The following is a 24,265-nucleotide window of genomic DNA, read 5'->3' on the forward strand; positions in this document are numbered from 1 at the left end:
CGCCCGGTAACCACCGGGCGGCAACGGCAACGCGCGCCAATTCTTTCGAGGGGCCGTTGCCGTTATACTCTCCCGTTTTCCCGTTCAGACGCCTCTAGGGTCCCCGCCGAACCATGGACAAGACCTACCAGCCCCACGCCATCGAAACTTCCTGGTACCAGACTTGGGAGAAGAACAACTACTTCGCCCCGCAAGGTTCCGGTGACCCCTATACCATCATGATCCCGCCGCCGAACGTGACCGGCAGCCTGCACATGGGTCATGGCTTCAACAACGCCATCATGGATGCCCTGATCCGCTTCCGTCGCATGCAGGGCCGCAACACCCTGTGGCAGCCGGGCACCGACCATGCCGGCATCGCCACCCAGATGGTGGTGGAGCGCCAGCTGTCCGCCCAGGGCGTCAGCCGCCATGACCTCGGCCGCGAGAAATTCCTCGAGAAAGTCTGGGAATGGAAGGAACAGTCCGGCGGCACCATCACCCGCCAGATCCGCCGCCTCGGTTCCTCCGTGGACTGGACGCGCGAACGCTTCACCATGGACGACGGCCTGTCCGACGCGGTCAAGGAAGCCTTCGTACGCCTGCACGAAGACGGCCTGATCTACCGCGGCAAGCGCCTGGTCAACTGGGACACCAAGTTCCACACCGCCATCTCCGACCTCGAAGTGGAAAACCACGACGAGAAAGGCAGCCTGTGGAACCTGCGCTACCCGCTGGCCGACGGCCACAAGACAGCCGACGGCAAGGATTACCTGATCGTCGCCACCACCCGTCCGGAAACCATGCTGGGCGACAGCGCCGTCGCCGTTCACCCGGAAGACGAGCGCTACAAGAACCTGATCGGCACCTTCGTCGAGCTGCCCCTGGTGGGCCGCCGCATCCCGATCATCGCCGACGAGTACTGCGACCCCGAGTTCGGCACCGGCTGTGTGAAGATCACCCCGGCCCACGACTTCAATGACTATGAAGTCGGCAAGCGCCACAACCTGCCGCTGATCAACATCTTCGACAAGAACGCCGCCGTGCTGGCCCATGCCCAGGTGTTCAACCTCGACGGCAACGTCAATCACGAAGTGGACGGCAGCCTGCCAGGCCAGTTCGCCGGCCTCGACCGTTTCGAAGCCCGCAAGCAGATCGTCGCGGCTTTCGAACAGCTCGGCCTGCTCGAGAAGATCGAAGACCACGCGCTGAAAGTGCCCAAGGGCGACCGCTCCGGCACCGTCATCGAACCCTGGCTGACCGACCAGTGGTACGTCTCCACCAAGCCGCTGGCGGAACCTGCCATCGCCGCCGTGGAAGATGGCCGCATCCAGTTCGTGCCCAAGCAGTACGAAAACATGTACTTCTCCTGGATGCGCGATATCCAGGACTGGTGCATCAGCCGTCAGCTGTGGTGGGGCCACCGCATCCCGGCCTGGTACGACGAAGAAGGCAATGTCTACGTCGGCCGTGATGAAGCCGAAGTCCGCGCCAAGCACAACCTGGGCGACCTCCCCCTGACCCAGGACGAAGACGTGCTGGACACCTGGTTCAGCTCGGGCCTGTGGACCTTCTCCACCCTGGGCTGGCCGGAGCAGACCGAGTTCCTCAAGACCTTCCACCCCACCGACGTGCTGGTCACCGGCTTCGACATCATCTTCTTCTGGGTTGCCCGCATGATCATGCTGACCATGCACCTGGTGAAGAACGAAGACGGCACCCCGCAGGTTCCGTTCAAGACCGTCTACGTCCACGGCCTGGTGCGCGACTCCCAGGGCCACAAGATGTCCAAGTCCAAGGGCAACGTCCTGGACCCGCTGGATATCGTCGACGGTATCGACCTGGATACCCTGCTGGAAAAACGCACCAGCGGCATGATGCAGCCGAAGCTCGCCGAGAAGATCGCCAAGCAGACCAAGGCCGAGTTCCCCGAAGGCATCAACAGCTACGGCACCGACGCCCTGCGATTCACCTTCCTCTCGCTGGCGTCCACCGGCCGTGACGTGAAGTTCGACATGGGCCGCGTCGAGGGTTACCGCAACTTCTGCAACAAGCTGTGGAACGCCGCCAACTTCGTCATCGAGAACACCGATGGCCAGGACACCGGCGTCAACGACGAGCCGGTCGAACTGTCCTCGGTCGACCGCTGGATCATTTCCGCCCTGCAACGCACCGAAGCCGAAGTCACCCGTCATCTGGACGGCTTCCGCTTCGACCTGGCCGCCCAGACCCTCTACGAGTTCGTCTGGGACCAGTACTGCGCCTGGTACCTAGAACTGGTCAAGCCAGTGCTGTGGGACGAGAACGCCCCCATCGAGCGCCAGCGCGGCACCCGCCGTACCCTGATCCGCGTGCTGGAAGTGGCTCTGCGCCTGGCGCATCCGTTCATGCCCTTCATCACCGAAGAAATCTGGCAGCGCATCAAGGGCCAAGCAGGCAAGAGCGGCGCCACCCTGATGCTGCAACCCTGGCCGGTGGCCGTGGAAGAGCGCATCGACGCTGCCGCCGAAGGCGACATCGAGTGGGTCAAGGCACTGATGCTCGGCGTGCGGCAGATCCGTGGCGAGATGAACATCTCCATGGCCAAGCGCATCGACATCATCCTCGCCAATACCAACGGGGAAGACCGTCGCCGGCTGGCCGACAACGAACCGCTGCTGAAGAAGCTGGCCAAGCTGGAGACCATTCGCGTCCTGGCTGCTGGCGAAGAAGCACCGATGTCCGCCACCGCCCTGGTGGGTGACATGCAGGTGCTGGTGCCCATGGCCGGCCTGATCGACAAGGACGCGGAACTGGCCCGCCTGGACAAGGAAATCCAGCGGCTGGACGGCGAAGTGAAGCGTGTCGGCGGCAAGCTGGGCAACGAAGGTTTCGTTGCCAAGGCTCCGGTCGAGGTGATCGAGAAGGAGCGCGCCAAGCTGGCCGAAGCCGAACAGGCCCTGGCCAACCTGACCGAACAACGCTCGCGAATCGCCAGCCTGTAACTCCCAACAAGGCCCGCTACTGCGGGCCTTGTTCTATCTGCTGAAGGACAGTCCATGGAAACCAGCAAGACCAAGACCAGCTTCTACCGCCGCCTCTACGTCGCCTGGCTGATCGACAGCGGCACCGCTGTCAGTGTGCCGGCCATCATGGACGCCACCGGAATGCCCCGGCGCACCGCACAGGACACGCTGCTGGCCCTGGGTGAGCTGGATATCGATTGCCATTTCGAGCAGCAGTCCGGCGAGCGCAACAACGCCGGGCACTACGTGATCCGCGACTGGGGTGCCATCGACAAGCGCTGGATCGCCGCTAACCTGCAACAGATCAAGGCTGTCCTGGGATACCCCTGACAGACTGCCGCTCCCCGCCAAGGAACCTCCGGGAGTACTGCTTGAACCACGAATTGCTCTTGGTGCTGGCCCTGCTGTTCGCCGCCATCACCCTGTTCGTCCTCAACAAGCCACGCATGGACGTGGTCGCCCTGCTGGTCATCGTCACTCTGCCACTGACCGGAATTCTCGATATCAGTCATACCCTGGCCGGATTCAGTGACCCCAGCGTGGTGCTGATCGCCGCTCTCTTCGTCATCGGCGATGGACTGGTGCGTACCGGCATCGCCTATCGCCTGGGTGACTGGCTGGTGGCCCGCGCCGGCAGCAGCGAAACACGCCTGCTGGTGCTGCTGATGCTGGCCGCCGCGGCCCTGGGCTCGGTAATGAGTTCCACCGGCGTGGTCGCCATCTTCATTCCCGTGGCCCTGGGGGTCGCTGCGCGGCTGAAGATCGCCCCGGCGCGGCTGATGATGCCGCTGGCCTTCGCCGGCTTGATCAGCGGCATGCTCACCCTGGTCGCCACCGCCCCCAACCTGGTGGTACACAGCGAACTGCGCCGCGCCGGCCTCGACGGCTTCGGCTTCTTCAGCCTGACCCCGGTGGGGCTTGCGGTACTGGCGCTGGGTATCGTCTACATGTTGCTCACTCGGCACTGGCTGACCCCCAGGGGCAGCGACCAGGCCGACGCCGTACCGCGCCTGACGCTCACCGACCTGGCCACGGCCTACGCCCTCGAAGAACGTGAACGACGGCTGAGAGTACGCGCCGACTCCCCTCTGGTTCGCCAGGCCCTCAACGAGCTGGAGCTGCGCAAGCAGTACGGCATCAACGTGATCGCCGTCGAGCGCCAGCGCCGCTTTCGCACCCTGCTGCTGATGGCCACCGGCAATACCCTGCTGGAGCCCGGCGACGTGCTGCTGGTGGACCTGGCCAGCCCGACCATCGGCCTGCTGGGCGCTTACCAGGAACTGGGCCTGGAGCCCTTGCCGCTGCCCTCCTCCTACTACAGCCTGCACGCCCATTCGCTGGGACTCGCCGAGGTCGCCCTGCCGCCCGAGTCGAAGCTGCCGGGAAAGACCATCCAGGAACTGGGTTTCCGCTCCAACCACCAGCTCAACGTGGTGGGCCTGCGCCGTCATGGTGAGGCACTGGAAGGCGTGCTGGTGGACGAGAAGCTGAAGGCCTCTGACACCCTGCTGGTTGCCGGCGAGTGGAAGGCCATCCATCAGTTGCAGGGGCAAAGTCGCGACTTCCTCGTACTGAGCCTGCCTGCCGAGGTGGACGAAGTAGCGCCCAGCGCGCGCAAGGCACCCTACGCCCTGCTCAGTCTGGCGGTGATGATCTTCCTGATGGTCAGTGGCCTGGTGCCCAACGTGATGGCGGCGCTGATCGGCTGCCTGCTGATGGGGGCCTTCCGCTGCATCGACCTGGACAGCGCCTACCGCGCCATCCACTGGCCCACGCTGATCCTCATCGTCGGCATGCTGCCGTTCGCCCAGGCCCTGCAGCAAACCGGCGGCATCGACCTTGCGGTGAAGGGGCTGGTCGCGCTGCTCGGCAATGCCGGCCCCTACGCCATGCTGGCCTGCCTGTTCATCGTCACCGCATTGATCGGCCTGTTCATTTCCAACACCGCCACCGCCGTGCTCATGGCGCCGGTGGCCATCGCCACAGCCCAGCAATTGGGGATGTCGCCCTATCCCTTCGCGATGATCGTCGCGCTGGCGGCCTCTGCAGCCTTCATGACACCCATTTCCTCGCCCGTGAACACCTTGGTGCTGGGGCCCGGCCAGTACCGCTTCGGCGACTTCGTGAAAGTCGGCGTGCCCTTCACCCTGCTGGTGATGGTCGTCAGCGTGTTCCTGGTGCCGCTGGTGTTCCCGCTCTGACCATCATCGCCACCCTGCGTGCAAGGCAAACGTAGGTTGGGCTGAGGTACGAAGCGCAACACTGCGGAGCCGAGCTTCGATTGTTGGGCCTCGCCAAGCTCGGACCAACCTACAGCCGCACCGTAGTGCACCACCGGACACGTCGGCTGTGGGAAAATGCCGCGTTTTCACCTGCCGACACCGCCACCATGCCCCAGCCCCCCAAGCGCTCTCGTAACGCACCAGCCAAGCCGCCCGCCAGCAAGGGGCAATTGCACCCGCGCAATCGCCATCAGGGCCGCTATGACTTTCCCCAACTGATCCAGGGCAGCCCCGAGCTGGCGCGCTTCGTCATCACCAACCCCTACGGCAAGGAGAGCATCGACTTCGCCGACCCCGAGGCGGTCAAGGTGTTCAACCGCGCCCTGCTGCGGCAGTTCTACGGCATCCAGCACTGGGACATCCCCGCCGGCTACCTCTGCCCGCCCATACCGGGTCGCGCTGACTACCTGCACGGCCTGGCCGACCTGCTGGCCGCGGATAACGGCGGGCAGATTCCCCACGGCAAGGGCATCCAGGCGCTGGATATCGGTGTCGGCGCCAACTGCATCTACCCGCTGATCGGCCATAGCGAGTACGGCTGGCACTTCACCGGCGCCGATATCGACCCGACGGCCCTCGGCTCGGCGCGCGCCATCGTCCAGTCCAACCAGTTGGACGGCGCCATCGACCTGCGCCAGCAGGCCGGATCGCGCAATATCTTCAAGGGCCTGATCGCACCGGGAGAACGCTTCGACCTGACCCTGTGCAACCCGCCCTTCCACAGCTCGCTGGAAGAAGCCACTCGCGGCAGCCAGCGCAAGTGGAAAAACCTTGGCAAGCTCGATCCCAAGCGCAAGCTGCCAGTGCTGAACTTCGGCGGCCAAGGCGCGGAACTCTGGTGCGAAGGCGGCGAAGTCGGTTTCCTGGAACGGATGGTGGATGAGAGCGTGCACTTCAAGACACAGGTGCTCTGGTTCAGCAGCCTGGTTTCCAAGGCTGGCAACCTGCCCGGCCTCGAGGCCCGCCTGCGGCGCAGCGATGCCGTGGACATCCGCGTGCTGGAAATGGCCCAGGGCCAGAAGCAGAGTCGCTTCGTCGCCTGGACCTTCCTGGATGCCGCACAGCGCGAGGCGTGGCGAAAAGAGCGCTGGGCATAACGACTCCTACAACGCGGGCACGTGTCGCTGATCTTCCTGTGGGGGCGAATTTATTCGCTATGGGCAGCGAAGCTGACCCGTGAAGCCTGTTTGGCGAACCTTCGGCTCGCTTGGCGATTGAAATCGCCCCCACAGCGTTCGTGCCCGAGATTGGCGTTTCCTTGTATGAGCGAATTCATTCGCGAATAAATTCGCTCCTACATTGACCGATTGACCTACGCCCCAACCGCGAAACAGGCATCCAGCCGGCTGTACCCCATGCCCACGCCCTTGTGCACCTTGAGCTGCACCGGGATGCGCTCCTTCAATGCTTCGACGTGGCTGATCACGCCGATCATCTTGCCGCTGGCATTCAGCGCATCCAGGGCATCGAGGGCGACTTCCAGGGTTTCACCGTCGAGGGTGCCGAAGCCTTCGTCGAGGAACAGCGAATCGATGCTGGTCTTGTGGCTGACCAGATCGGACAGCGCCAACGCCAGCGCCAGGCTGACCAGGAAGCTCTCGCCGCCGGACAAGGTCTTGCAGTCGCGGACGACATCGGCCTGCCAGGTATCCACTACTTCCAGCTCCAACTCTCCGCCCTGGCGCCGGGCCAACTGATAGCGGCCGTGCAGGCGCTGCAACTGCAGGTTGGCCAGATGCACGAGGTGGTCCAGGGTCAGCCCCTGGGCGAACTTGCGGTACTTGGCGCCGTCGGCCGATCCCACCAGGCCGTTGAAGCGTTGCCAGAGGTCGTATTCGGCTTCCTGGCGGGCGATGTCGGCGAACAGGGCCTGTTGGTTCTGTCGGCGCTGCTCGTCGCCGGAGAGCTGGGCACGGATTTCACCCTGTCGCTGACTGAGCTGGCGCACGCGCTCGCCCAGGGCCTGCCATTCACTCTCCAGCCGCTCGCGATCCAGCTCGCTCTGGGGCTCAGCCTGCAGGCGTTCGGCCTGGGCTCGGGCGTCGGCCAACAGGGCCTCCGCATCACCCAGTTCGCGGTTCAGGCGCTGTTGCAGCTCCAACAGAACAGTGCGCTCCGCCTCGTCCAGCAGGGCTGCGAGGAAGGCCGCCTCATCGGCAAAGGGACTGGCCGCCAGGCCCTGGCGCCAGGCATCGAGCTGCACGTGCAACTGGTGCCGGGCTTCCTGGACCCGCTGGTCCTGGCTGCGCTCACTGCCCTTGAGCTGGTTCAGCCGCTGTTGTGCAGCGTCCAGCTCGGTCTGCACCAGCGCCAGCGCGGCCTGGGGATCCTCTACCGGCGCCAGCGGTGTTTGTCCGGTATGCCCGGAAGCCTGCCAGCGGCCTTGCCACAGACGAGCCTGTTCCCGAGCGGCCTCCAGGGCATGCTGCTGGTCACGCAGGCGGACTTCCAGTTGCTGGCCGGTCGCCTGGTCCTGCTGCCACTGCTGCCACTCGGCTTCGCGTTCGGTGAGCCAGACGTCACCTGCCGTCGGCAGGCCGTAGCCCAATGTCGCCAGACTGGCGGACAACTGCTCGCGCGCCTCCTCCTGCTCGCGGTCCAGTTGCTCCAGCCGCTGGGCGTTGCCCTGTTCCTGCTGGCGCAGGCTGGCTTGGTCCTTCTCCAGCAAGGCGAGCTGGCTGGTGCAGTCGTGCAGGACCTTGTCGCGCTGCTGGCGCAGGTCGCGGGCCGAGATCAGGCCAGCCTTGAGCTGATCCAGTTGTGCCAGTCGATCCTGCAGCGCGTGCAGTTGCTCGGCATGACCTGACAGCTCGGCCTGCAGCGCCGCCAGGTCCGGCAACTGAAGTTCGAGGGTCTGGCACAGCTCGCGCCATTGCTCCACGTACTGCCGCTGTTCGACTTCGGCGCCCTGCAAGGCTTCGCCCAGCTGGGCAACCTGCGCTTCCAGGGAAGCCAGGCGATTGCTCAGGGTTTCCCCTTGCTGGCGCACCTCGTCCTGCGCGGCCTTGCAATCCAACAGCCCCTGTTGGGTGGCGGAGAGGTTGAGGGCCTGGTATTCGGCGATAGCTGGGTGCTCGTGCGAACCGCACAGCGGGCAGGCCTCGCCCGGCTGCAAGGCTGCGCGGTAAGCCTCCAGTTGCTGGATGCGCTGCTCCTGTTCGAGGAGCTTTTCCTTGTCGGTGATCTGTTGCTTGAGTTCGGCGAAGCGGCGACGTAAGGCGTCGCGCTGTTCGACCAGGGTTTTCTGCTCGTCCTGCAACGGTTGCAGCTGCTCACGGGCGCGCGATTGGCGCTCGGCCAGTTGCCGGCGTTGCTGGGACAGCTGGTCAAGGCGCTCTAACAGGCGGCCTCGTTCCAACAATTGCTGCCACTGCGAGCGAAGGGCAGCGTCATCCAGCCCTCCCAGAAGCCCGTCGAGCCGGGCCTGCGCTTCCGTCTCGCCGTGAAGCGCCTGCGCCTGTTCGGCCCTGGCACTCTCCAGGGCGCCACGGGCCAGGCCGAAGCGCGCTCCCAGTTCGTCGGACTGACGCTTCAACTCGGCCTGGGCACGTTGCAATCCGCTCAACTCGTCCTGGCGCCTGGCCAGGGCGCCAAATTCCGCCCGCCAGCCCCCCAGATGCTCACCAAGACGGGACCGCTGGGGTTGTTCAGCCATCCTCCTTTGCAGGGCTTCTCGCTCGGCCTGGAGGCCTTCAAGGGCATTCTGGCGCGCATCTGCCCATTGCTCGCCAAACTGGGCGCCCTGCCAGAGCTGGTCGAGGATGCGTTCGGCCAGCGTCTGCAATTCGTGCCGGGTGACGCGCAGCTCGCTTTCACCCTGGTTCAACTGTTGCTGGGTCCGCTGCCAGTCGCGATACACGGGCAGCAGCTGGCTGGCCGGCTCGCTGGCAGCCAGCCGGGACAATTGCGGCTGCGCCTGTTCCAGGGCGGCACGGGCAGCCTGGCCCTGTTGTCCGGCTGCCTGTTGGCGGGCCAGGGCCTTGTCCAGTTCGTCGCGCCATTGCCGCTGACGTTGCAGATCGGCCTGGCGCGTCTGCAGTTGGCGTTCTTCGTCGGCGAGCATGCCGGCTTCCTGCTGCAAGGCCGCGCGGGTGACTTCGTTCAACAGCTCGACACCCTCGGCTCGGGCGCGCAGTTGGTCCAGTCCGGTCTTCACTTCACGGGTGCGCTCGAATACCCGCTGGGACACGCGCCCGTAGATTTCGGTGCCGGTCAGTTCTTCCAGCAGCTCCGCGCGCTGGTTGGCGTTGGCCTCCAGGAAGGCGGCGAAGCCACCCTGGGCCAGCAGCATGGACTTGGTGAAACGCTCGAAATCGAGACCGGTCAGGCTCTCGGTCAGCTTGAGCTTGTCGTTGATCTTGTCGGTGAGGATTTCCCCATCCAGCACCCGCGCCAGCTCCACCTTGGGTGGCTGCAGGCCGCCATCAGCCTTGTCGCGGGCACGGCGCTGACTCCAGAAGGCCCGGTAGGCCACGCCCTTCACCTCGAATTCCACCTCGGCCAGGCAGTCCGCGGTGTGACGGGTCATCAGCTCGTTGATGCTGGCCGATACGGTGCCCATGCGAGGCGTGCGGTGATAGAGCGCAAGGCAGATGGCGTCCAACAGGGTCGTCTTGCCGGCACCGGTAGGTCCGGTAATGGCGAACAGGCCGTTGCCAGCGAAGGGTTCGCCGGTGAAATCGACCTTCCACTCGCCCTTGAGCGAATTGAGATTCTTCAGGCGCAGGCTGAGGATCTTCATGCCTGGCCCTCCTGCAATTCGGCCAGCACTTCGCGGTGCAGCCCCTGGAGTCGCTGCCGCAGCTCCTGCTCCAGCTCTTCGCTTTCCAGGCGTTTGTCGAACACCTCTTGCGGATTCAGCTCATCGAGGGTTTCCCGTGCCTCACGTTGCAGGCCAGCCTGGGCCGCGCCGCGGTCGCGGCGAATGCGCAACACCTCCACCGGCAGGCCATCGCAGAGCACCGCAAGACGCGCTTGCAGGTCGTTGAGGTAGTCGTCGGTGCTGATCTGCACTTCCACCCAAACCGGTTGTTCCGGGCTGCCGTCCCGCGCCACTTCGGCGAACAGGGCCGGCAACTCCGTCAGGCTGCCACGCAACGAGTAGAGGGGCTGGAAGCGCGGTACCGCCAGGGCCTCCACCTTGTGCAGGCCAATGCTGTCCAGCTCCACCAGCAGCACTTCCTTCTGCTGCCTCGCTTCGTCGAAAGACAGCGGAATGGGCGAGCCGCAATAGCGGATGTGGTCCAGACCGCCCACCTTCTGCGGCCTGTGGATATGTCCGAGGGCGATGTAGTCGGCCGCCGGGAAGGCGCTGGTGGGGAAGGCTTCCAGCGCACCGACGTAGATTTCCCGCACCGACTCGCTCGCGCTGGCGCCCACGGTGGTCAGGTGGCCGGTAGCGACGATGGGCAGGCCGCCGCCCAGTTCGGCACGGCGCTGTTCGGCGAGGGCGAACAGTTGCTGATAGTGATCCTGGATAGCCTGCTGCAGGGACAGCTGCTTGTCCGCGGCGCTCTGCCCGGGCTGGCTCTGCAGCACATCGCGCGGACGAATGAAGGGAATTGCGCAGAGAATCGCCCCCGGTTCGCCGGAGCGGCGCTTGAGCACCAGCAGTTGCTCGTCCGGTTCCACGCCCACCGCCGGCACCACCCGCGTGTCCAGTTGCGCCAGCAGCGTGCGGCTCTCGCCGAGCATCGCGACCGAATCGTGGTTTCCGCCGAGCACCACCAGGCTGGCGCCGGCGTCCCGCAGTTCGACGATGAACTGGTTGTATTGCTCGCGGGCGTAGCTGGGCGGTGCGCCGGTGTCGAACACATCCCCGGCGATCAGTACCGCGTCGACCTCGCGTTCACGTACCTGCTCGATCAGCCAGCGACAGAAGGCCTGGTGCTCGGCCTGGCGGGTCTTGCCCATGAAGTGCTGGCCCAGGTGCCAGTCGGAGGTATGGAGAATGCGCATCGGGAATCACGGTGAAGGAACGGAAATGCGGGCAACCCTGTCATTTCCTTCGCGGCCTGGCAACCACGGAGCCGCTATCCTTCCCAGCATTCGCTGCAGACAAGGACTGACATGCAACGCATCTTTCGTGACATCAAGATCATGCTCCTGGCCAACCTCTGGCTGATCCCGGTGATGGCGGCACTGGTGGGTGCGCTCTTCTATTTCGTCGCGCCACCACCGCCCATGCACGCACGGCTGGCGACCGGAGGCCCCTCGGGCGGCTACAACGCGTTTGGCGAGAAGCTCAAGGAGGAACTGGCCAAACAAGGCTTCGAGCTGGAACTGGTGCGCAGTACGGGCTCACTGGACAACCTGGCGAAGCTGCAAAGCGGCGAAGTGGATATCGCCCTGGTCCAGAGTGGCCAGGAACTCACCCTGAGCCCGAAGCAGCGCCAGCACCTTCACGGTCTCGGTGTGATGTACCAGGAGCCGCTCTGGCTGTTCAAACGCAAGGAACTGGATGTCGACAGCATGGCCGACCTGCTGCAGCTGCGGATCGCCATCGGTGCCCCGAACAGCGGCACCCGCTCGGTCAGCGACGCGCTCCTCGCCGCCAACCAGATCAGCCCCGAGCGCTATCCGCCACAGTGGCAGCCCATCAGCGGCAGCTCGGCGGCCAACGCCCTGCTCGGCGGTGAACTGGACGCTGGCTTCTTCCTCGGCCCGGCAGAAAGCGCCGTGGTGCAGCGCCTGGCGGCCAGCCCGGAGTTGGACCTGGTCAATCTGCGTCGTAGCGCCGCCTATCGCGCGCGACTGCCCTACCTGACCAAGCTGGAAGTGGGCGAAGGCCTGCTCAACCTCGCCAGCAACAGCCCCTCGCGTGACATTCGCACCCTCGCCCCAGTGGCCACGCTGGTAGCCAACGACGAGTTCCATCCCTCGCTCACGCCGCTGATCCTCGAAGCAGCCCGCGAAGTGATGAAGAACGGCACCCTGCTCGATCCGCCTGGCACCTATCCGAGCGCCAAGCCGCAGATGCTCGCCAGCCTGGACGAAGCCGATTACTACTACGAGAAGGGTTTGCCGATCCTGCAGCGCTACCTGCCCTTCCGCATCGCCTCGCTGGCCGACCGTTACATCATCCTGCTGATTCCGTTGCTGGTGATCATGATTCCGCTGAGCAAGGCGATAGGCCCGATCTACCGCTGGCGCATCCGCGCGCGCATCTACCGCTGGTACAAATATCTGCGCGAAATCGACCGCAAGCTGGACAGGGGCACGCCGCCGGAACAACTGGCCAACGAGATCGACCAGCTCGAGAAGCTGGAACAGCGCCTGGCGAAGGTCGAAGTGCCGCTGTCGTACTCCAACGAGTTGTACGACCTGCATGTGCACCTGCGCTATGTGATCGAGCGCCGGCAGGCGGTGCAGAGACGGCAGGCAGCCGAAGAGCAGGTCGGGTAAACTGGCGCACTTTTCCTGCCGGCGCGTCCTCGCGCCGGATGTGCCCCTGAGAGCGAAGATCCATGCCCATCCGCCACTGCATCGTTCACTTCATCGACAAGAAGCCCGACGGCAGCGCCGCCGTGCTGCATGCCCGGGATAGCGAACTGGGCGCGTCCCAGGCCATGGAAAACCTCCTGGCTGATCTCAACGAAAGCTACAACGCCAAGCAAGGCAAGGCCTGGGGCTTCTTCTTCGAGGAGTCCGGCGCCTATCCCTTCAGTGGCTGGCTGAAGGAGTACCAGGACGGCGCCCGCGACTTCACCGCCTTCAGCCGCCAGGCCGTGGAGCACCTGCAGAAGCTGATGGAGGAATCCAACCTCTCCACCGGCGGGCACGTGCTGTTCGCCCATTACCAGCAAGGCATGACCGATTACCTGGCCATCGCCCTGCTGCACCACAGCGAAGGCGTCGCCGTGACCGACTCGCTGGAAGTGACGCCCGCCAAGCACCTGGACCTGGGCCAGCTGCACCTGGCAGCGCGCATCAATATTTCCGAGTGGCAGAACAACCAGCAGTCGAAGCAGTACATCTCCTTCATCAAGGGCAAGAACGGCAAGAAAGTCTCGGACTATTTCCGCGACTTCATCGGCTGCCAGGAAGGTGTCGACCCGCCGAGCGAAACGCGCACCCTGCTCAAGGCCTTCAGTGACTTCGTGGAAAGCGAAGACCTGGCCGAGGAACAGGCCCGCGAAAAGACCAAGACCCTGGTCGATTACGCCACCACCCAGGCCAAGATGGGCGAACCCATCACCCTCGACGAACTGTCCGGACTGATCGACGAAGACCGCCCGCGCGCTTTCTATGAGCACATCCGCAACAAGGACTACGGGCTGTCGCCGGAGATTCCGCCGGACAAGCGCACCCTCAGCCAGTTCCAGCGCTTCACCGGTCGTGCCGAGGGCCTGTCGATCAGCTTCGAAGCCCACTTGCTGGGCTCGAAGATCGAATACGACGAAGGCCGCGACATGCTGATCATTCGTCAGTTGCCGACTCAGCTGAAAGACCAGTTGAAACGGCGCAAGGACTGATAACGACGAAGCCCGGCAGATGCCGGGCTTCGTTTTTCCTGTGGGAGCGAATTCATTCGCGAATGCAGCCCGCAGGGCTGCCCCTCGGAGCAATGGGGCTGCTGCGCAGCCCTTTCGCGAATGAATTCGCTCCCACAACAGAAATGAAGTTATCCCCGGCTCAGCGAGCCTCGATACGGAACCCCAGCCGTGGTACGTGCACATGCACCACGCCGGCGCGCTCGTCCTGGCGGCGCAGGATGATCTCCTCACGGCCGACGAACATCAGTTCGCCTTCCACCGGATCGACGCCGTAGTCCGTAGCTGCCACCAATACCTTCTGGCCGGGCGCGAAGCCGTTGGGATCGACGAAGTCCTCGACGGGCAAGGCGGCCGGAGTGGCCTGGCGAGCGATTTCAATCGCCTCCGCGGCAGACAGCGGACTACTCGCGCCCTCGCCGAATCCCAGCACGCGGCCGAACCAGGCCGCCACTTCCGGATAGTCGTCCACCAGCGGCGCGGTAACCGGCGTGGCCTTGAGGAACCACAGGCAGTGGGCCAGGGAAAAATCAGCCACCGACGGTTCGCCGAAGAGGAAGTCGCCTTCGCTGCGTTCCAGTTGGTCCTGCAGTCGCCCCATCAGCACCGGCCAGTTACTGCGGGCCTGGTCTGCCGGCAGGCGAGTCGAGCTGCCGCCGGAGAACAGCTTGGCGCGGTCGGCGAGGAAAGCCTGCTGCACCGCTGGCGGCAGTTGGCCTATGCGCACGGCCATGGATTCGGGCTGGAACACCAGGGTCACGGCGTGCTGGAAGACCACCGAGTCCACCCACAGGGCGAAGCTCGCAACGTTGAACTCCTGCCCCTCCGGGAACAGCGCCGGACCGGCCTTTTCCTGCTCCAGCCGACGGGCGATCAATGCGGTGTCGCAGTAGATGTCGGCGCCCACCTGCAAAACCGGCGTCTTGCGGTAGCCGCCGGTCAGCGCCATCAGATCGGGCTTGGGCAGAATCCGTGGGATCTCTACCGAGCGCCACGACAGTTGCTTGTAACCGAGCATCAGCCGCGCCTTCTTGGCGAAGGGCGAGGGTTCGTAATGGTGCAGGATGAGTTCGGACATTGCAGGGCTCCGCTGCGATTGTGATGAGGCCGGAGCTTATCCGGTCACTTGGTCGAGGCCTATCCTTTCGGCGCGCACCCAGTCCTCTATCAGCGACTCTTTGACCGCCTTCTTCATGCGCTTGATGGCGATCTCGCGGCGCAAGGCCTCGCTCTTGTCGGCGCAGGCCTCGATGAACACCAGGGCCTGGGCCGGGCTGGAATGGAAGAACCGTGCGCCCTTGCCGCTCTGGTGCTGGGCGAAACGTCGCTGCGGGTCGTCGCTGATGCCGCAGTAGAGGGCACCGTTCTCGGCGCGCACCAGATAGACGTACCAGAGCTTGGCGGCGGGGGCGGATTCGGATTGCTCGGGCATTGCGGGGTCCTGAGGAAAGGCCGCCGCATTAGGCATTGCCTCACCTGATCAAGACAAGTCCTTCAATGCCCCGGCTCGATACGCCGCAAGGCCTCGCGCCGCTTGCTCGCGGATGGCGTTCTGCACCGGCGGCAACCAGCCCAGCAGCGTCCCCTTGGCACCCAGGGCCTGACGGGCCCAGCGCCAGAGATCGAAGCTGTCGTGGTGCTCGATGATCTTGCCGTCGGAAAAGAGAAAGCGCGCCTGGATACGGTTCTCCACCATTCGCCCGGTCTGACTGAAAAGGTAGGTGGCGACCCAGTTGGCGCGCCCGGAGAGGTCGTCCGCTTCGACGCCGTCGAAGGTCAGGCTGAACCGCTGCGCACGGCTGGCGAGCATGCGCCACATGTCAGCGGCTTCCTGGCCATTGAGATCGGTGAACACCGGGTCGCTGAAGTGCACATCCGGGCTGTAGCAGGCGGCCATGGCCTCAGCATCGAGCTGCTGGAAGGCCTGGTAGAAGCGGGTGATGAGTTCAGCATTGGGGTGAGCCATGGACAACTCCGACAAGACTGTATGACTAGCAGTATTGACCCGAATGGCCCGGAGGGCGATTGGCGGCATTGCCAACTTTGTGTCAATAATCGCCAACCCTATCTAGAGTCCAATCCATGATCCGCGTCGCCCTGTTCGTCTGCCCACAGACCGTCTGCTCCAGCCTGGCAACGGCTGATGACGCCTTTCGCCTGGCCAACCAGTTGGCCGGCGAGCCGTTGTTCCAGGTCCAGCGCTTCAGCCGTGATGGCCGCGCTGTGGATATCGGCATGGCCGAGGTGCGGGTGGATGGCGACCTGGCCCTGGCGGAGGACGCCGATCTGGTACTGCTGACAGCGACCGGCCCTGGCGTGGAGAAAACCCTCGCAGCCAATCAGGCACTGCTGCCCTGGCTGGCCGCCCGGCCGGATACCCAGCAACTTGCCAGCCTCTGCAGCAGTGCCTTCCTGTTGGCCGCCTCGGGTCGCCTCGACGGCCGCCGCGCCACGACGCACTGGGCACTGGCACCGGCCTTCCGCAAACGTTATCCACAGGTCCGGCTGGACGCGGATGCCATGCTGACGGAGGACGGCAACCTGTTCTGTTCGGGTGGTGCCCAGGCGGGGCTGGACCTCTGCCTGCACCTGATCGGCTGGCACGCGGGCGACTGGCTCGCGCAACGGGTGGCCAGCGCCATGGTGTTCGACATGCAGCGCGGTCTCCAATCGCGATTCGCTCCGTTGTTGCCAGCCGCCGGCGGTGACGATCCACAGATAGGCCCGCTGCTGCTCTTCCTGCAGCGCAACCTGGCCGAACCGCTGGACGTGGACGCCCTGGCGACCCGCGCCCACTGCTCGAGCCGCACCCTGTTGCGACGCTTCAGGGCCGCCACCGGCCTGACCCCAAATGCCTACCTGCAACGGCTGCGTATCAGCGCAGCGCAGATCGCCCTGCGCAACCCGGCGCGGTCCCTGGAACAGGTGGCGGCGCAGGTGGGTTACGCCGATCGGGCGACGTTCGCCAAGTTGTTCAAGCAATTGTGCGGGGAAACGCCGGGGGCGTTCAGGCGCAGGCTGCGCGCACCGGAATCACCGTAGGTTGGGCCAAGCGAAGCGCGGCCCAACGCTTGTTCGCGAAGACGTTGGGCTTCGCTTCGCTCAGCCCAACCTACAAGAGCAGGTGCTTTAAACCGACTCTTCCTTCAGTTCCTTGAGGTGCTTGTAGACGGTGGCGCGGCCCATGTTGAGCACGTTGGCCACGTAGTTGGCAGCGCTTTTTCCCTTGAAGGCGCCCTCGGCATGCAGGGCCAGGACCAGTTCACGCTTGTGATCACGGGTCAGCAGGTTGAGGCCGAGCTGACGCTGGCGTAGCCAGTTGTGCAGGAAGGTGTTGATACGCTCCTGCCAGTCGTCGCGGAACAGCGCGTCGGGCTGGGGAATGAGCTTGCTGGATGACAGGAACAGGTCGAGGGCCGCCTTGGCCGCCTCGAACATGGAGATGTTCAGGTTGATGCAGAGCATGGCAAGCGGCGCGCCCTGGGCATCGCGCAGCACGGTGCTCACCGAGCGGATCTTCTGGCCGTCCCAGTTGAGCTTTTCGTAAGGACCGATGTTCCGCTCCCCCACTTCCTCGCCGAGCATGTCTTCCAGCGCCGCATCGTCGCCAACGCAGCGCTTGGAGATGTTGTTGGCGATGTAGTCGATCTTCTGTGTCCGCAGGTCGTGCAGCACCACCTCGGCATGGGGAAAGAACAGCGTGGCGATGGCGTCCGCGATGGCGCGATAGTTGTCCAGGGCGAGGTCTGGTCGAGAGGTCATGGAACGGCTCCTGGAGCAGGAAGATCGGCGCCGGGCGCGGGGCCCGGCGCAGCGAGTGTGGCGCAAAGCGCCAACGTCGTCACCCCAGTCGCGCGGGCGACAGCATGGCCTCGGTCAGACCGAATTGCGTCAGGTGCTCCGGCAACGGCTGGCGCAGGATCAGGCAGGCACTGGCCTCGCCCATGGCAGCGGAGGTCTGGATACCGTAGCCGCCCTGCCCCGCCACCCAGTAGAAGTCCGGCGTGCGCAAGTCGTAGCCGGACACCAGGTCGCCATCGGGGAAGAATGAACGCAGCCCGGCCCAGACCCGTGCGGGACGGCGAATGGTCATGCTGGTGTGTTCCTCGATCTGGTAGATACCGAGGGCGATGTCCAGTTCTTCCGGCTGCACGTCGTGGGGATCGACCGGGTCGGCGTTTGCCGGCGAGCCCAGTAGCACTCCCGCGTCCGGCTTGAAGTAGAAGGACTCGTCCAGGCTCACCAGCGCCGGCCACTTGTGCGCATCGATGCCTTCCGGCGGCGAGAAGATGAACGCAGCGCGGCGCTTGGGTTGCAGCCCCAGCGGCTGGACGCCGGCAAGCTGCGCGAGCTGGTCGCACCAGGCACCGGCGGCATTGATCAGCGTCGCGGCCTGGAAGCTGCCCTGGGAGGTTTCCACCCGCCACTGGTCACCGTCACGGGTCACCCCGGTCACTTCGCAGCTATGACGTACTTCGCCGCCATTGCGGCGGATACCGCGCAGGTAGCCCTGGTGCAGGGCATCGGTGTCGATATCGGCGGCACTGGGGTCGAGCATGGCGCCCTGCACCTTGTCGCGGCGCAGCACTGGCACCAGGGCGCAGGCCTGGTCAGGCGTGAGCATCTGCATCTCGGGGACGTTCTCCAGCGCACTGTCGAACTGGCGCTGCAGTTCCTCGGCATCACCGGTGAAGTCCACCACCATCTCGCCACGCGGAGTGAGCAGTGGGTGCTCGCTGAAACCTTCCGGCGGCGCGTCGAAGAATGCCCGGCTCGCGGCGGTCAGCGCGCGCACCTGGGGCGTGCCGTAGGCGACGGTATAGAGTGCGGCGGAACGGCCAGTGGAGTGGTAACCGGCGTGTTCCTCGCGTTCCAGCACCAGCACGCGGCCGTGGCGGGAGAGCCAGAAGCCGGTGGAGGCACCGGCGATACCGGCGCCGATGATGATGAAGTCAGCCTGTTGCATGGCGTCTACCTCACTGGCCTTGGCGTTGCAGATGATAGAGGGCGTTGGCCAGGGCCATGTCTTCCAGGCCCAGACCGATGGAGCGGAAGAAGACCGGGCGGCTGTAATCGGGACGCGCCGACTTGCCACTCACCAGCTCCGGCAGGTCGCCACGGATGGCGTCGCGGCTCCAGCCGTGAAGCTCGGCGGCGAGCAGCATCTCGCCTGCGGAGCCCGGTGTGGTAGCGCGATAGTCGCAATACACATCCATTTCACCCAGCGCCTGCGGCGGCACTTCATGAGCGCGCGGGGCATTGGTGCTGATGGAGGTGACCAGGGAGGGCCTGGCCAGGCTGCGTGGGTCCAGCACCGGGCCGGCCGACGACGTACAGAGCATCACCACGTCGGCTTCGGTGACTGCGTCCTCCAGCGTGGTACTGAATTCCACGCGCGGGTCCTGGGCAGCCAGTTGCGTCCGGGCGTCGTCCGAGAGGGAGGGCGAATAGACGGCGATACGCTGCCAGTCACGCAGGCCTTTCACGTAATGCAGGTGGGCTCGGGCCACTGGGCCGCTGCCGACCACGGCGAGTCGACGCGCCTGGGCCGGTGCGAGGACCTCGACGGCTACGGCGGTGGTTGCGGCGGTGCGTGCGGTGGTCAACTCGGCGGCATCGCAGAGGAGCAGAGGCTGGCCGCTGTCCATGGACATCAGCAGCGTCCAGGCCGTGACCAGGGCACCATCGGGTTTCTTGATGTAGGGCGAGGTCTTGACGCCATAGACCCCCTCCTTGGCCAGCACGCCCAGGTAGTTGATGAAGTCGCCTGCGGCATTGGGGAACTCCACCAACTGCTGGGCCGGCTGTACCGCTTCACCGGCGGCGAGGTCGAGGAACATGCTGCGCATGGCCTGGTGAACGTCCACCTGTTGGAGCAGGCGGCGAGCTTCGGCTTGCTGGAGAACGATGGGCGGGGTGCTGGACATGGGGGATGCTCCCGAGACTGGCATAAACAATTTGTCCATCTTGGACTTTTAAGTTTATACCAGCAAGGGGACAACCGACCGGATGTACGAGTTTGGCGCCTGGGTATAAGACCAGGCATCGCGTGTAGGAGCGATTTCAATCGCGACCGACTTGTAGGAGCGAGCTTGCTCGCGAACAGTCCGCGCACGATCTTTTGCGAGCAAGCTCGCTCCTACAGACAATCCGGCTTTTACCAGCCTACGCCGAAGCCCACGGTGTAGCGGGTTTCGTCGACTTCACCCTCGGCGCCGCTGACCTGGTCCTTCTCCGCTTTCATGTTGAGCGAGGCCCAGTCGGTGAGCTTGTAGCGCAGGCCCACTTCAGCATCCAGCGCGTAGTCGGCGGTGTTGTCGAGGGGACGGCCCACCTCGCCGCTGGTGAAGAGCTCCACGGTCTTGCCCACCAGGTAGCGGTTGTAATCCCACTTGGTACTGATGGAGTAGAAGTTTTCCTTCTCGCCGTTGGAGAACTGGTAGTCACTGCGGTTGACCAGCCCGGCCAGGGAGAAGGCCCCGAGTTCGTCGTCCCAGAACTGGTAACCGGGACCGGTACCCAGGGTGCGCTGGCGCTCCAGGTCTTCGACCTTGTCGCGCTTGTACTCACCGCGGCCCTGCCAGAAGAACTTCTGGGTGATGAAGCGATCGAGGGCGTACTCGGTTTCCCAGTTGTCCGTGGTCTTCTCGTCGTCGGTGAATTCGCGGTTGTACTCGCCCGAGGCGTTGTGCCGCCAACGGCCGTGGCGCGCCTTGGTCTTGAAGTCGACGTCGTAGTCGTCGGTGTCCCGCTCGGCGCGCTTGTAGTCCAGGGCCAGATCGATGTTGCCGCTCCAGGTGAGGTCTTCCACCAGGGGTTTGGGCTTCATGATCTGTTCGATGCTGGCCAGTTCGACTTCCTTCGGCGCCTCGCCGTTGGCGAGGATCACCTTGCCTTCGTCGGCGCGATGCAGCGACTTGGCGCGTTCGCCGTTGAGATCGTCCTGCTTGATCAGCAGCTCGCGGTCACTTTCCAGGGTGGCGACTTTCTTCCAGTCCAGCGGGATGGTGCCGCTGTAGTCGGTCTCGAGAACCAGCTTGCCACCATCGAACACGCGGATCGTACCGGTGAGTTTGTCGCCATTCTTCATCCAGACGGTGTCGGCGAAAGAGGCGGAGGAAGCGGCGGCGAGCGCCATGCACAGCAGGTTTCTGGACAACATAAAGCGGATTCTTTGCTCGGGTCTTCAAAAAAAGCCGGGCATTATCCGTATGACCGACAGCAGAGCAAGGACTGACCGGCCAACACCTGCTGAGTTCCGGAAAATCGATGGACGTGCCCCTTCCCTGCCCTACCAGCCGATACCGACACCGATGAGATAGTGCTTGTCCGAGTCCGTCTGGCCCAGCCCTCGCAACTGATCCAGTTCGTAGAGCAGCGACAGGCGTGCCCAGTCGTTCAGGCGATAGCGCAGGCCAAATTCGCTGTCGAGCACGTAGTCGACCTCGTCTATCTGCGGCACCTGCAGCTGGGCCTTGGAATAGAGCTCGAAACGGGTTCCCCAGATCAGTCGCTTGAAGTCCCACTCGAAGGAATAGGCGTTGAAATCCAGGTTGCCCTCATCGCTTTCCAGTTGGAAACGGGACAACTGCGCGATCAGGTCGAAACGGCCCAGTTCGTTGTCCCAGAAGCGATAGCCGGGCCCGAGGCCATAGGATCGCTGCCGCTCGAAGAACTGGAACTCGTCGTTCTCCTGGTCGTAACTGCCCCGCACGAACCAGTGTTCGGTGAGGAAGCGGTCGAGGTCGTACTCCAGCTCCCAGCTGTCCTCGGTACGCTCGTCGTTCTTGGTTTCCTTCTCGAACTGGCCGCTCATGACATGCCGCCAGCGGCCATGTTCGACGCGGGTATCGCCCTTGAGCTTCCACTCGTCCGTCTTGTCGTCGTTACGCTCCATGTCCAGCTTGGCATCGAGGTTGCCCTCCCAGACCCGGTCCTTGAGGACAGGGCGTGGCGGCACCATCTGCCGAATGCTCGCCAGCGGCACCGTCTCGCTCTTGCCATTGACCAAGTGCACCATGCCCTTTCCCGCCGCGCCAAGGCTGCGACTATGCTGGCTGTCGAGGCCCTCGCGCTTGATCAGCAAGGGTTTTTCGGAGCGGAGGGTGTCGATATCCTTCCAGTCGATCAGGACCTGGCCGGCATATTTGGTTTTCAATGCGAGCTTGCCGCCATCCAGCAGGATGATTTCCCCGGTCAGGCGGTCACCGTTGTTCAACCACACGGTGTCGGCCCAGAGCGGCAGGCAGTTAAGCAACACGAACGAAGCAATCAGGCTACGGAGCAGCATGGTCGGTAAGAAGAAGAAAGTAGAAGCGCCAGAGCATGCATGGGCCGACTTGCCGACAGCAAGCACGGACGTCCGCCGCGAAGCGCTCTACCTGACCCTGGGCCAGGTTCCGGAAGGCAAGGTCGTGACCTATGGTCAGTTGGCCGAGCTGGCTGGTCTGGGCCGTGCCGCTCGCTGGGTCGGTCGCACCCTGAGCCAGTTGCCGACCGGCACCCAATTGCCCTGGCATCGGGTGCTGGGCGCTGGCGGACGCTTCAGTCTGGCGCTGGGCACGCCTTCGGGCAATGAGCAGCGGGCACGTTTACGCGCCGAAGGGGTCAGTATCCAGAACGATCGGGTGGACATGCGTCGGCACGGCTGGCATCCCATGCCACCCAAGGGTTAGAGTGCGCCCTGCCCTGTTTTCCGCTCCCACCATGGACGCCGCGAGCAGCCTTATGCCCAGCACCACGCTTTCCGGACCACACCGCTAATGCCCCATCGCTCCTGGCGCGCAGCCATCGCCGCCTACGCCACACCGGCCACGCTTTCGCTATTGCTGCTCGGGTTCGCCGCGGGCCTTCCCTACATGCTGGTGTTTTCCACCCTTTCCGTCTGGCTTCGCGAGGCAGGTGTTTCTCGCGAGGCCATCGGCTTCGCCAGCCTGATCGGCCTGGCGTACGCCTTCAAATGGATCTGGTCGCCGCTGCTCGACCAATGGCGCCTGCCGCTGCTGGGCCGACTCGGCCGGCGCCGCTCCTGGCTGGTGCTGTCCCAGGCGCTGGTGGGCGTCGGGCTGGTGGGCATGGCCCTGTGCGATCCCAAGACCAACCTTACCTGGCTCATCGCGCTGGCGGTGCTGGTGGCCTTCGCCTCCGCCACCCAGGACATCGCCATCGATGCCTATCGCCTGGAAATCGCCGAAGACAGCCGACAGGCCGCCCTGGCCGCCAGCTACATGACCGGCTACCGCGTCTCCGCACTACTCGCCACCGCCGGCGCGCTCTACTTCGCCGAGTGGTTCGGCTCCACCGCCCAGGTCTATGAATACGGCGCCTGGGCCGGCACCTACCTGCTGTTCGCCCTGCTGATGCTGCCGGGGCTGATCACCAGCCTGTGGATGCGTGAGCCACCGGTGGACCTGCCGGCAACCAGCACCACCTCGCGCTTCAAGCTCAAGCACCAGCTCTCTTCCGTGCTGATCCTGCTGGTCATGCTGATCTCCCTGCCAGCAATGATCACCGGCCTGCTCGACCGTGCCTGGCCACGCGCCGCGCTGTACGCCATCTTCCTGGTCACCTGCCTCTCGCCCTGGGGCATGCGCCAGATCCTGCCGGTGCGCGAACTGCTCAGCCAGCAGCGCCGCCAACTGCTGGTAGCCGCGCGGGGCAAGGTGATGCCCAACTTCGACTTCGTCCACCAGGCGGTTTCGATCATCGTCCTGATCGTGATCCTGGTGACCATCGCCGCTGCCGCCAAAGCCTTCTCCTCCGGCGCCTGGCCACGCGGAACCATGTTCCTGCTGATCACCCTGGCGTGCTTCTCCGCCGCTGGCCGCCTGTTGATGGCACCGGTGCTCACCCCGATCAGCGAGTTCGTCCAACGCTACCGCTGGCAGGCGTTGTTGTTGTTGGGGCTGATCGCCACTTACCGCATGTCTGACACCGTGATGGGCGTGATGGCCAACGTGTTCTACATCGACCAGGGCTTCACCAAGGAGCAGATCGCCAGCGTCAGCAAGCTGTTCGGCCTGGTGATGACGCTGCTCGGCGCGGGTGCCGGCGGGGTGCTCATCGTGCGCTTCGGCATCCTGCCGATCCTGTTCATCGGCGGCATCAGCTCGGCAGCCACCAACCTGATGTTCGTGGCCCTGAGCGACATGGGTGCCCACCTGAACATGCTCATCCTGACCATTTCCTGCGACAACTTCAGTGCAGGGCTGGCCACGTCGGCGTTCGTCGCCTACCTCTCCAGCCTGACCAACCTGAAGTTCTCCGCGACCCAGTACGCCCTGCTCAGCTCCATCATGCTGCTGCTGCCACGCCTGATCGGCGGTTACTCGGGCGTGATGGTGGAAAGCGTGGGCTACCACAACTTCTTCCTCATCACGGCATTGCTGGGCATTCCCACGCTGGTGCTGATCGCCATCCAGTGGGGCCGCGATCGCCAACAGCCGAAGGAGAATGGCTCCTCCGACGCATCGGCGGCGCCCGGCTCTACCGAGCAGCCCTGATTTAT

Annotated in this window: 19 protein-coding genes; 9 read left to right on the plus strand and 10 right to left on the minus strand. The window is 64.5% G+C overall.

Going from position 1 to position 24,265, the window contains the following annotated elements; all coding sequences use genetic code 11:
* Window positions 1-113 precede the first annotated feature (113 nt).
* The 4 genes from DM872_RS23695 (at window position 114) to rlmF (ending at window position 6,363) form a co-directional block, all read left to right on the plus strand.
* A complete protein-coding gene (locus DM872_RS23695) occupies window positions 114-2,963 on the plus strand; it encodes a valine--tRNA ligase (RefSeq protein ID WP_179061715.1) in 2,850 nt (949 codons plus the stop codon).
* A 54-nt stretch (window positions 2,964-3,017) separates the two neighbouring features.
* A complete protein-coding gene (locus DM872_RS23700) occupies window positions 3,018-3,314 on the plus strand; it encodes a winged helix-turn-helix domain-containing protein (RefSeq protein WP_179061716.1) in 297 nt (98 codons plus the stop codon).
* Between the two features lie 41 nt (window positions 3,315-3,355).
* On the plus strand, window positions 3,356-5,185 hold the full coding sequence (locus tag DM872_RS23705) for an SLC13 family permease (RefSeq protein ID WP_179061717.1): 1,830 nt from the start codon (window positions 3,356-3,358) through the stop codon (window positions 5,183-5,185).
* 188 nt (window positions 5,186-5,373) lie between these two features.
* On the plus strand, window positions 5,374-6,363 hold the full coding sequence (gene rlmF, locus DM872_RS23710; protein WP_179061718.1) for a 23S rRNA (adenine(1618)-N(6))-methyltransferase RlmF: 990 nt from the start codon (window positions 5,374-5,376) through the stop codon (window positions 6,361-6,363).
* Window positions 6,364-6,578: 215 nt separating this feature from the next.
* Here the strand turns inward: rlmF and DM872_RS23715 are convergent, their stop codons facing one another.
* On the minus strand, window positions 6,579-10,007 hold the full coding sequence (locus DM872_RS23715; RefSeq protein ID WP_179061719.1) for an AAA family ATPase: 3,429 nt from the start codon (window positions 10,005-10,007) through the stop codon (window positions 6,579-6,581).
* A complete protein-coding gene (gene sbcD, locus DM872_RS23720; RefSeq protein ID WP_179061720.1) occupies window positions 10,004-11,224 on the minus strand; it encodes an exonuclease subunit SbcD in 1,221 nt (406 codons plus the stop codon). The genes DM872_RS23715 and sbcD overlap by 4 nt, the downstream gene beginning before the upstream one ends.
* Before the next feature lie 111 nt (window positions 11,225-11,335).
* On the opposite strand from sbcD, the gene DM872_RS23725 reads away from it, so the two are divergent.
* Together DM872_RS23725 and yejK are read left to right on the plus strand one after the other, a co-directional pair.
* Window positions 11,336-12,670, plus strand: coding sequence for a TAXI family TRAP transporter solute-binding subunit (locus DM872_RS23725; protein WP_179061721.1), 1,335 nt, complete (start codon window positions 11,336-11,338; stop codon window positions 12,668-12,670).
* Window positions 12,671-12,732: 62 nt separating this feature from the next.
* Window positions 12,733-13,740: a nucleoid-associated protein YejK gene (gene yejK, locus DM872_RS23730; protein ID WP_179061722.1), complete on the plus strand. Its 1,008-nt coding sequence runs from the start codon at window positions 12,733-12,735 to the stop codon at window positions 13,738-13,740.
* Between the two features lie 160 nt (window positions 13,741-13,900).
* On the opposite strand, the gene DM872_RS23735 is transcribed toward yejK, so the two are convergent.
* Genes DM872_RS23735 through DM872_RS23745 form a run of 3 tightly spaced genes read right to left on the minus strand, consistent with a single transcriptional unit; the run spans window position 13,901 to window position 15,724 of the window.
* Complete coding sequence (locus DM872_RS23735) at window positions 13,901-14,836, minus strand: glutathione S-transferase family protein (RefSeq protein WP_179061723.1); 936 nt, start codon at window positions 14,834-14,836, stop codon at window positions 13,901-13,903.
* Between the two features lie 36 nt (window positions 14,837-14,872).
* Window positions 14,873-15,190: a GIY-YIG nuclease family protein gene (locus DM872_RS23740; RefSeq protein ID WP_179061724.1), complete on the minus strand. Its 318-nt coding sequence runs from the start codon at window positions 15,188-15,190 to the stop codon at window positions 14,873-14,875.
* Between the two features lie 48 nt (window positions 15,191-15,238).
* Complete coding sequence (locus DM872_RS23745; RefSeq protein WP_179061725.1) at window positions 15,239-15,724, minus strand: nuclear transport factor 2 family protein; 486 nt, start codon at window positions 15,722-15,724, stop codon at window positions 15,239-15,241.
* A gap of 116 nt (window positions 15,725-15,840) precedes the next feature.
* On the opposite strand from DM872_RS23745, the gene DM872_RS23750 reads away from it, so the two are divergent.
* The gene (locus tag DM872_RS23750; protein WP_179061726.1) at window positions 15,841-16,800 is read left to right on the plus strand and encodes a GlxA family transcriptional regulator; all 960 of its coding nucleotides are present in this window, start codon (window positions 15,841-15,843) and stop codon (window positions 16,798-16,800) included.
* A gap of 87 nt (window positions 16,801-16,887) precedes the next feature.
* Here DM872_RS23750 and DM872_RS23755 read toward each other — a convergent pair whose 3' ends face one another.
* From DM872_RS23755 to DM872_RS23775, 5 genes are all read right to left on the minus strand, one after another.
* The gene (locus DM872_RS23755) at window positions 16,888-17,520 is read right to left on the minus strand and encodes a helix-turn-helix transcriptional regulator (protein WP_179061727.1); all 633 of its coding nucleotides are present in this window, start codon (window positions 17,518-17,520) and stop codon (window positions 16,888-16,890) included.
* Between the two features lie 79 nt (window positions 17,521-17,599).
* Window positions 17,600-18,724 (minus strand): NAD(P)/FAD-dependent oxidoreductase, encoded by a 1,125-nt coding sequence (locus tag DM872_RS23760; RefSeq protein WP_179061728.1) that lies wholly within the window; start codon window positions 18,722-18,724, stop codon window positions 17,600-17,602.
* Window positions 18,725-18,734: 10 nt separating this feature from the next.
* Window positions 18,735-19,685: an ornithine cyclodeaminase family protein gene (locus tag DM872_RS23765; protein ID WP_179061729.1), complete on the minus strand. Its 951-nt coding sequence runs from the start codon at window positions 19,683-19,685 to the stop codon at window positions 18,735-18,737.
* Window positions 19,686-19,915: 230 nt separating this feature from the next.
* Window positions 19,916-20,920, minus strand: a complete 1,005-nt coding sequence (locus tag DM872_RS23770) for a DUF481 domain-containing protein (RefSeq protein ID WP_179061730.1) — start codon at window positions 20,918-20,920, stop codon at window positions 19,916-19,918.
* 129 nt (window positions 20,921-21,049) lie between these two features.
* Window positions 21,050-22,048: a DUF481 domain-containing protein gene (locus DM872_RS23775; RefSeq protein ID WP_179061731.1), complete on the minus strand. Its 999-nt coding sequence runs from the start codon at window positions 22,046-22,048 to the stop codon at window positions 21,050-21,052.
* On the opposite strand from DM872_RS23775, the gene DM872_RS23780 reads away from it, so the two are divergent.
* Together DM872_RS23780 and DM872_RS23785 are read left to right on the plus strand one after the other, a co-directional pair.
* Complete coding sequence (locus DM872_RS23780) at window positions 22,047-22,433, plus strand: MGMT family protein (RefSeq protein ID WP_256873461.1); 387 nt, start codon at window positions 22,047-22,049, stop codon at window positions 22,431-22,433. The two genes, DM872_RS23775 and DM872_RS23780, sit on opposite strands and share 2 nt — an antisense overlap.
* An 87-nt stretch (window positions 22,434-22,520) precedes the next feature.
* A complete protein-coding gene (locus DM872_RS23785) occupies window positions 22,521-24,260 on the plus strand; it encodes an AmpG family muropeptide MFS transporter (protein ID WP_179061732.1) in 1,740 nt (579 codons plus the stop codon).
* The last annotated feature ends 5 nt before the right edge of the window (window positions 24,261-24,265 follow it).

Origin of the sequence: Pseudomonas taiwanensis (genome assembly GCF_013393345.1) — a bacterium.
In the GTDB taxonomy this organism is placed as follows: Bacteria; Pseudomonadota; Gammaproteobacteria; order Pseudomonadales; family Pseudomonadaceae; genus Metapseudomonas; species Metapseudomonas resinovorans_C.

Bases quoted from the DNA above. Each gene is read 5' to 3' on its own strand.
- sbcD (WP_179061720.1), bottom strand. From the start codon at position 11,224: ATGCGCATTCTCCATACCTCCGACTGGCACCTGGGCCAGCACTTCATG.
- DM872_RS23725 (WP_179061721.1), top strand. From the start codon at position 11,336: ATGCAACGCATCTTTCGTGACATCAAGATCATGCTCCTGGCCAACCTC.
- rlmF (WP_179061718.1), top strand. From the start codon at position 5,374: ATGCCCCAGCCCCCCAAGCGCTCTCGTAACGCACCAGCCAAGCCGCCC.
- DM872_RS23760 (WP_179061728.1), bottom strand. From the start codon at position 18,724: ATGCAACAGGCTGACTTCATCATCATCGGCGCCGGTATCGCCGGTGCC.
- DM872_RS23775 (WP_179061731.1), bottom strand. From the start codon at position 22,048: ATGCTGCTCCGTAGCCTGATTGCTTCGTTCGTGTTGCTTAACTGCCTG.
- DM872_RS23735 (WP_179061723.1), bottom strand. From the start codon at position 14,836: ATGTCCGAACTCATCCTGCACCATTACGAACCCTCGCCCTTCGCCAAG.
- DM872_RS23750 (WP_179061726.1), top strand. From the start codon at position 15,841: ATGATCCGCGTCGCCCTGTTCGTCTGCCCACAGACCGTCTGCTCCAGC.
- DM872_RS23780 (WP_256873461.1), top strand. From the start codon at position 22,047: ATGGTCGGTAAGAAGAAGAAAGTAGAAGCGCCAGAGCATGCATGGGCC.
- DM872_RS23695 (WP_179061715.1), top strand. From the start codon at position 114: ATGGACAAGACCTACCAGCCCCACGCCATCGAAACTTCCTGGTACCAG.
- DM872_RS23755 (WP_179061727.1), bottom strand. From the start codon at position 17,520: ATGACCTCTCGACCAGACCTCGCCCTGGACAACTATCGCGCCATCGCG.
- DM872_RS23770 (WP_179061730.1), bottom strand. From the start codon at position 20,920: ATGTTGTCCAGAAACCTGCTGTGCATGGCGCTCGCCGCCGCTTCCTCC.
- DM872_RS23765 (WP_179061729.1), bottom strand. From the start codon at position 19,685: ATGTCCAGCACCCCGCCCATCGTTCTCCAGCAAGCCGAAGCTCGCCGC.
- DM872_RS23740 (WP_179061724.1), bottom strand. From the start codon at position 15,190: ATGCCCGAGCAATCCGAATCCGCCCCCGCCGCCAAGCTCTGGTACGTC.
- DM872_RS23700 (WP_179061716.1), top strand. From the start codon at position 3,018: ATGGAAACCAGCAAGACCAAGACCAGCTTCTACCGCCGCCTCTACGTC.
- DM872_RS23745 (WP_179061725.1), bottom strand. From the start codon at position 15,724: ATGGCTCACCCCAATGCTGAACTCATCACCCGCTTCTACCAGGCCTTC.
- yejK (WP_179061722.1), top strand. From the start codon at position 12,733: ATGCCCATCCGCCACTGCATCGTTCACTTCATCGACAAGAAGCCCGAC.
- DM872_RS23785 (WP_179061732.1), top strand. From the start codon at position 22,521: ATGCCCCATCGCTCCTGGCGCGCAGCCATCGCCGCCTACGCCACACCG.
- DM872_RS23715 (WP_179061719.1), bottom strand. From the start codon at position 10,007: ATGAAGATCCTCAGCCTGCGCCTGAAGAATCTCAATTCGCTCAAGGGC.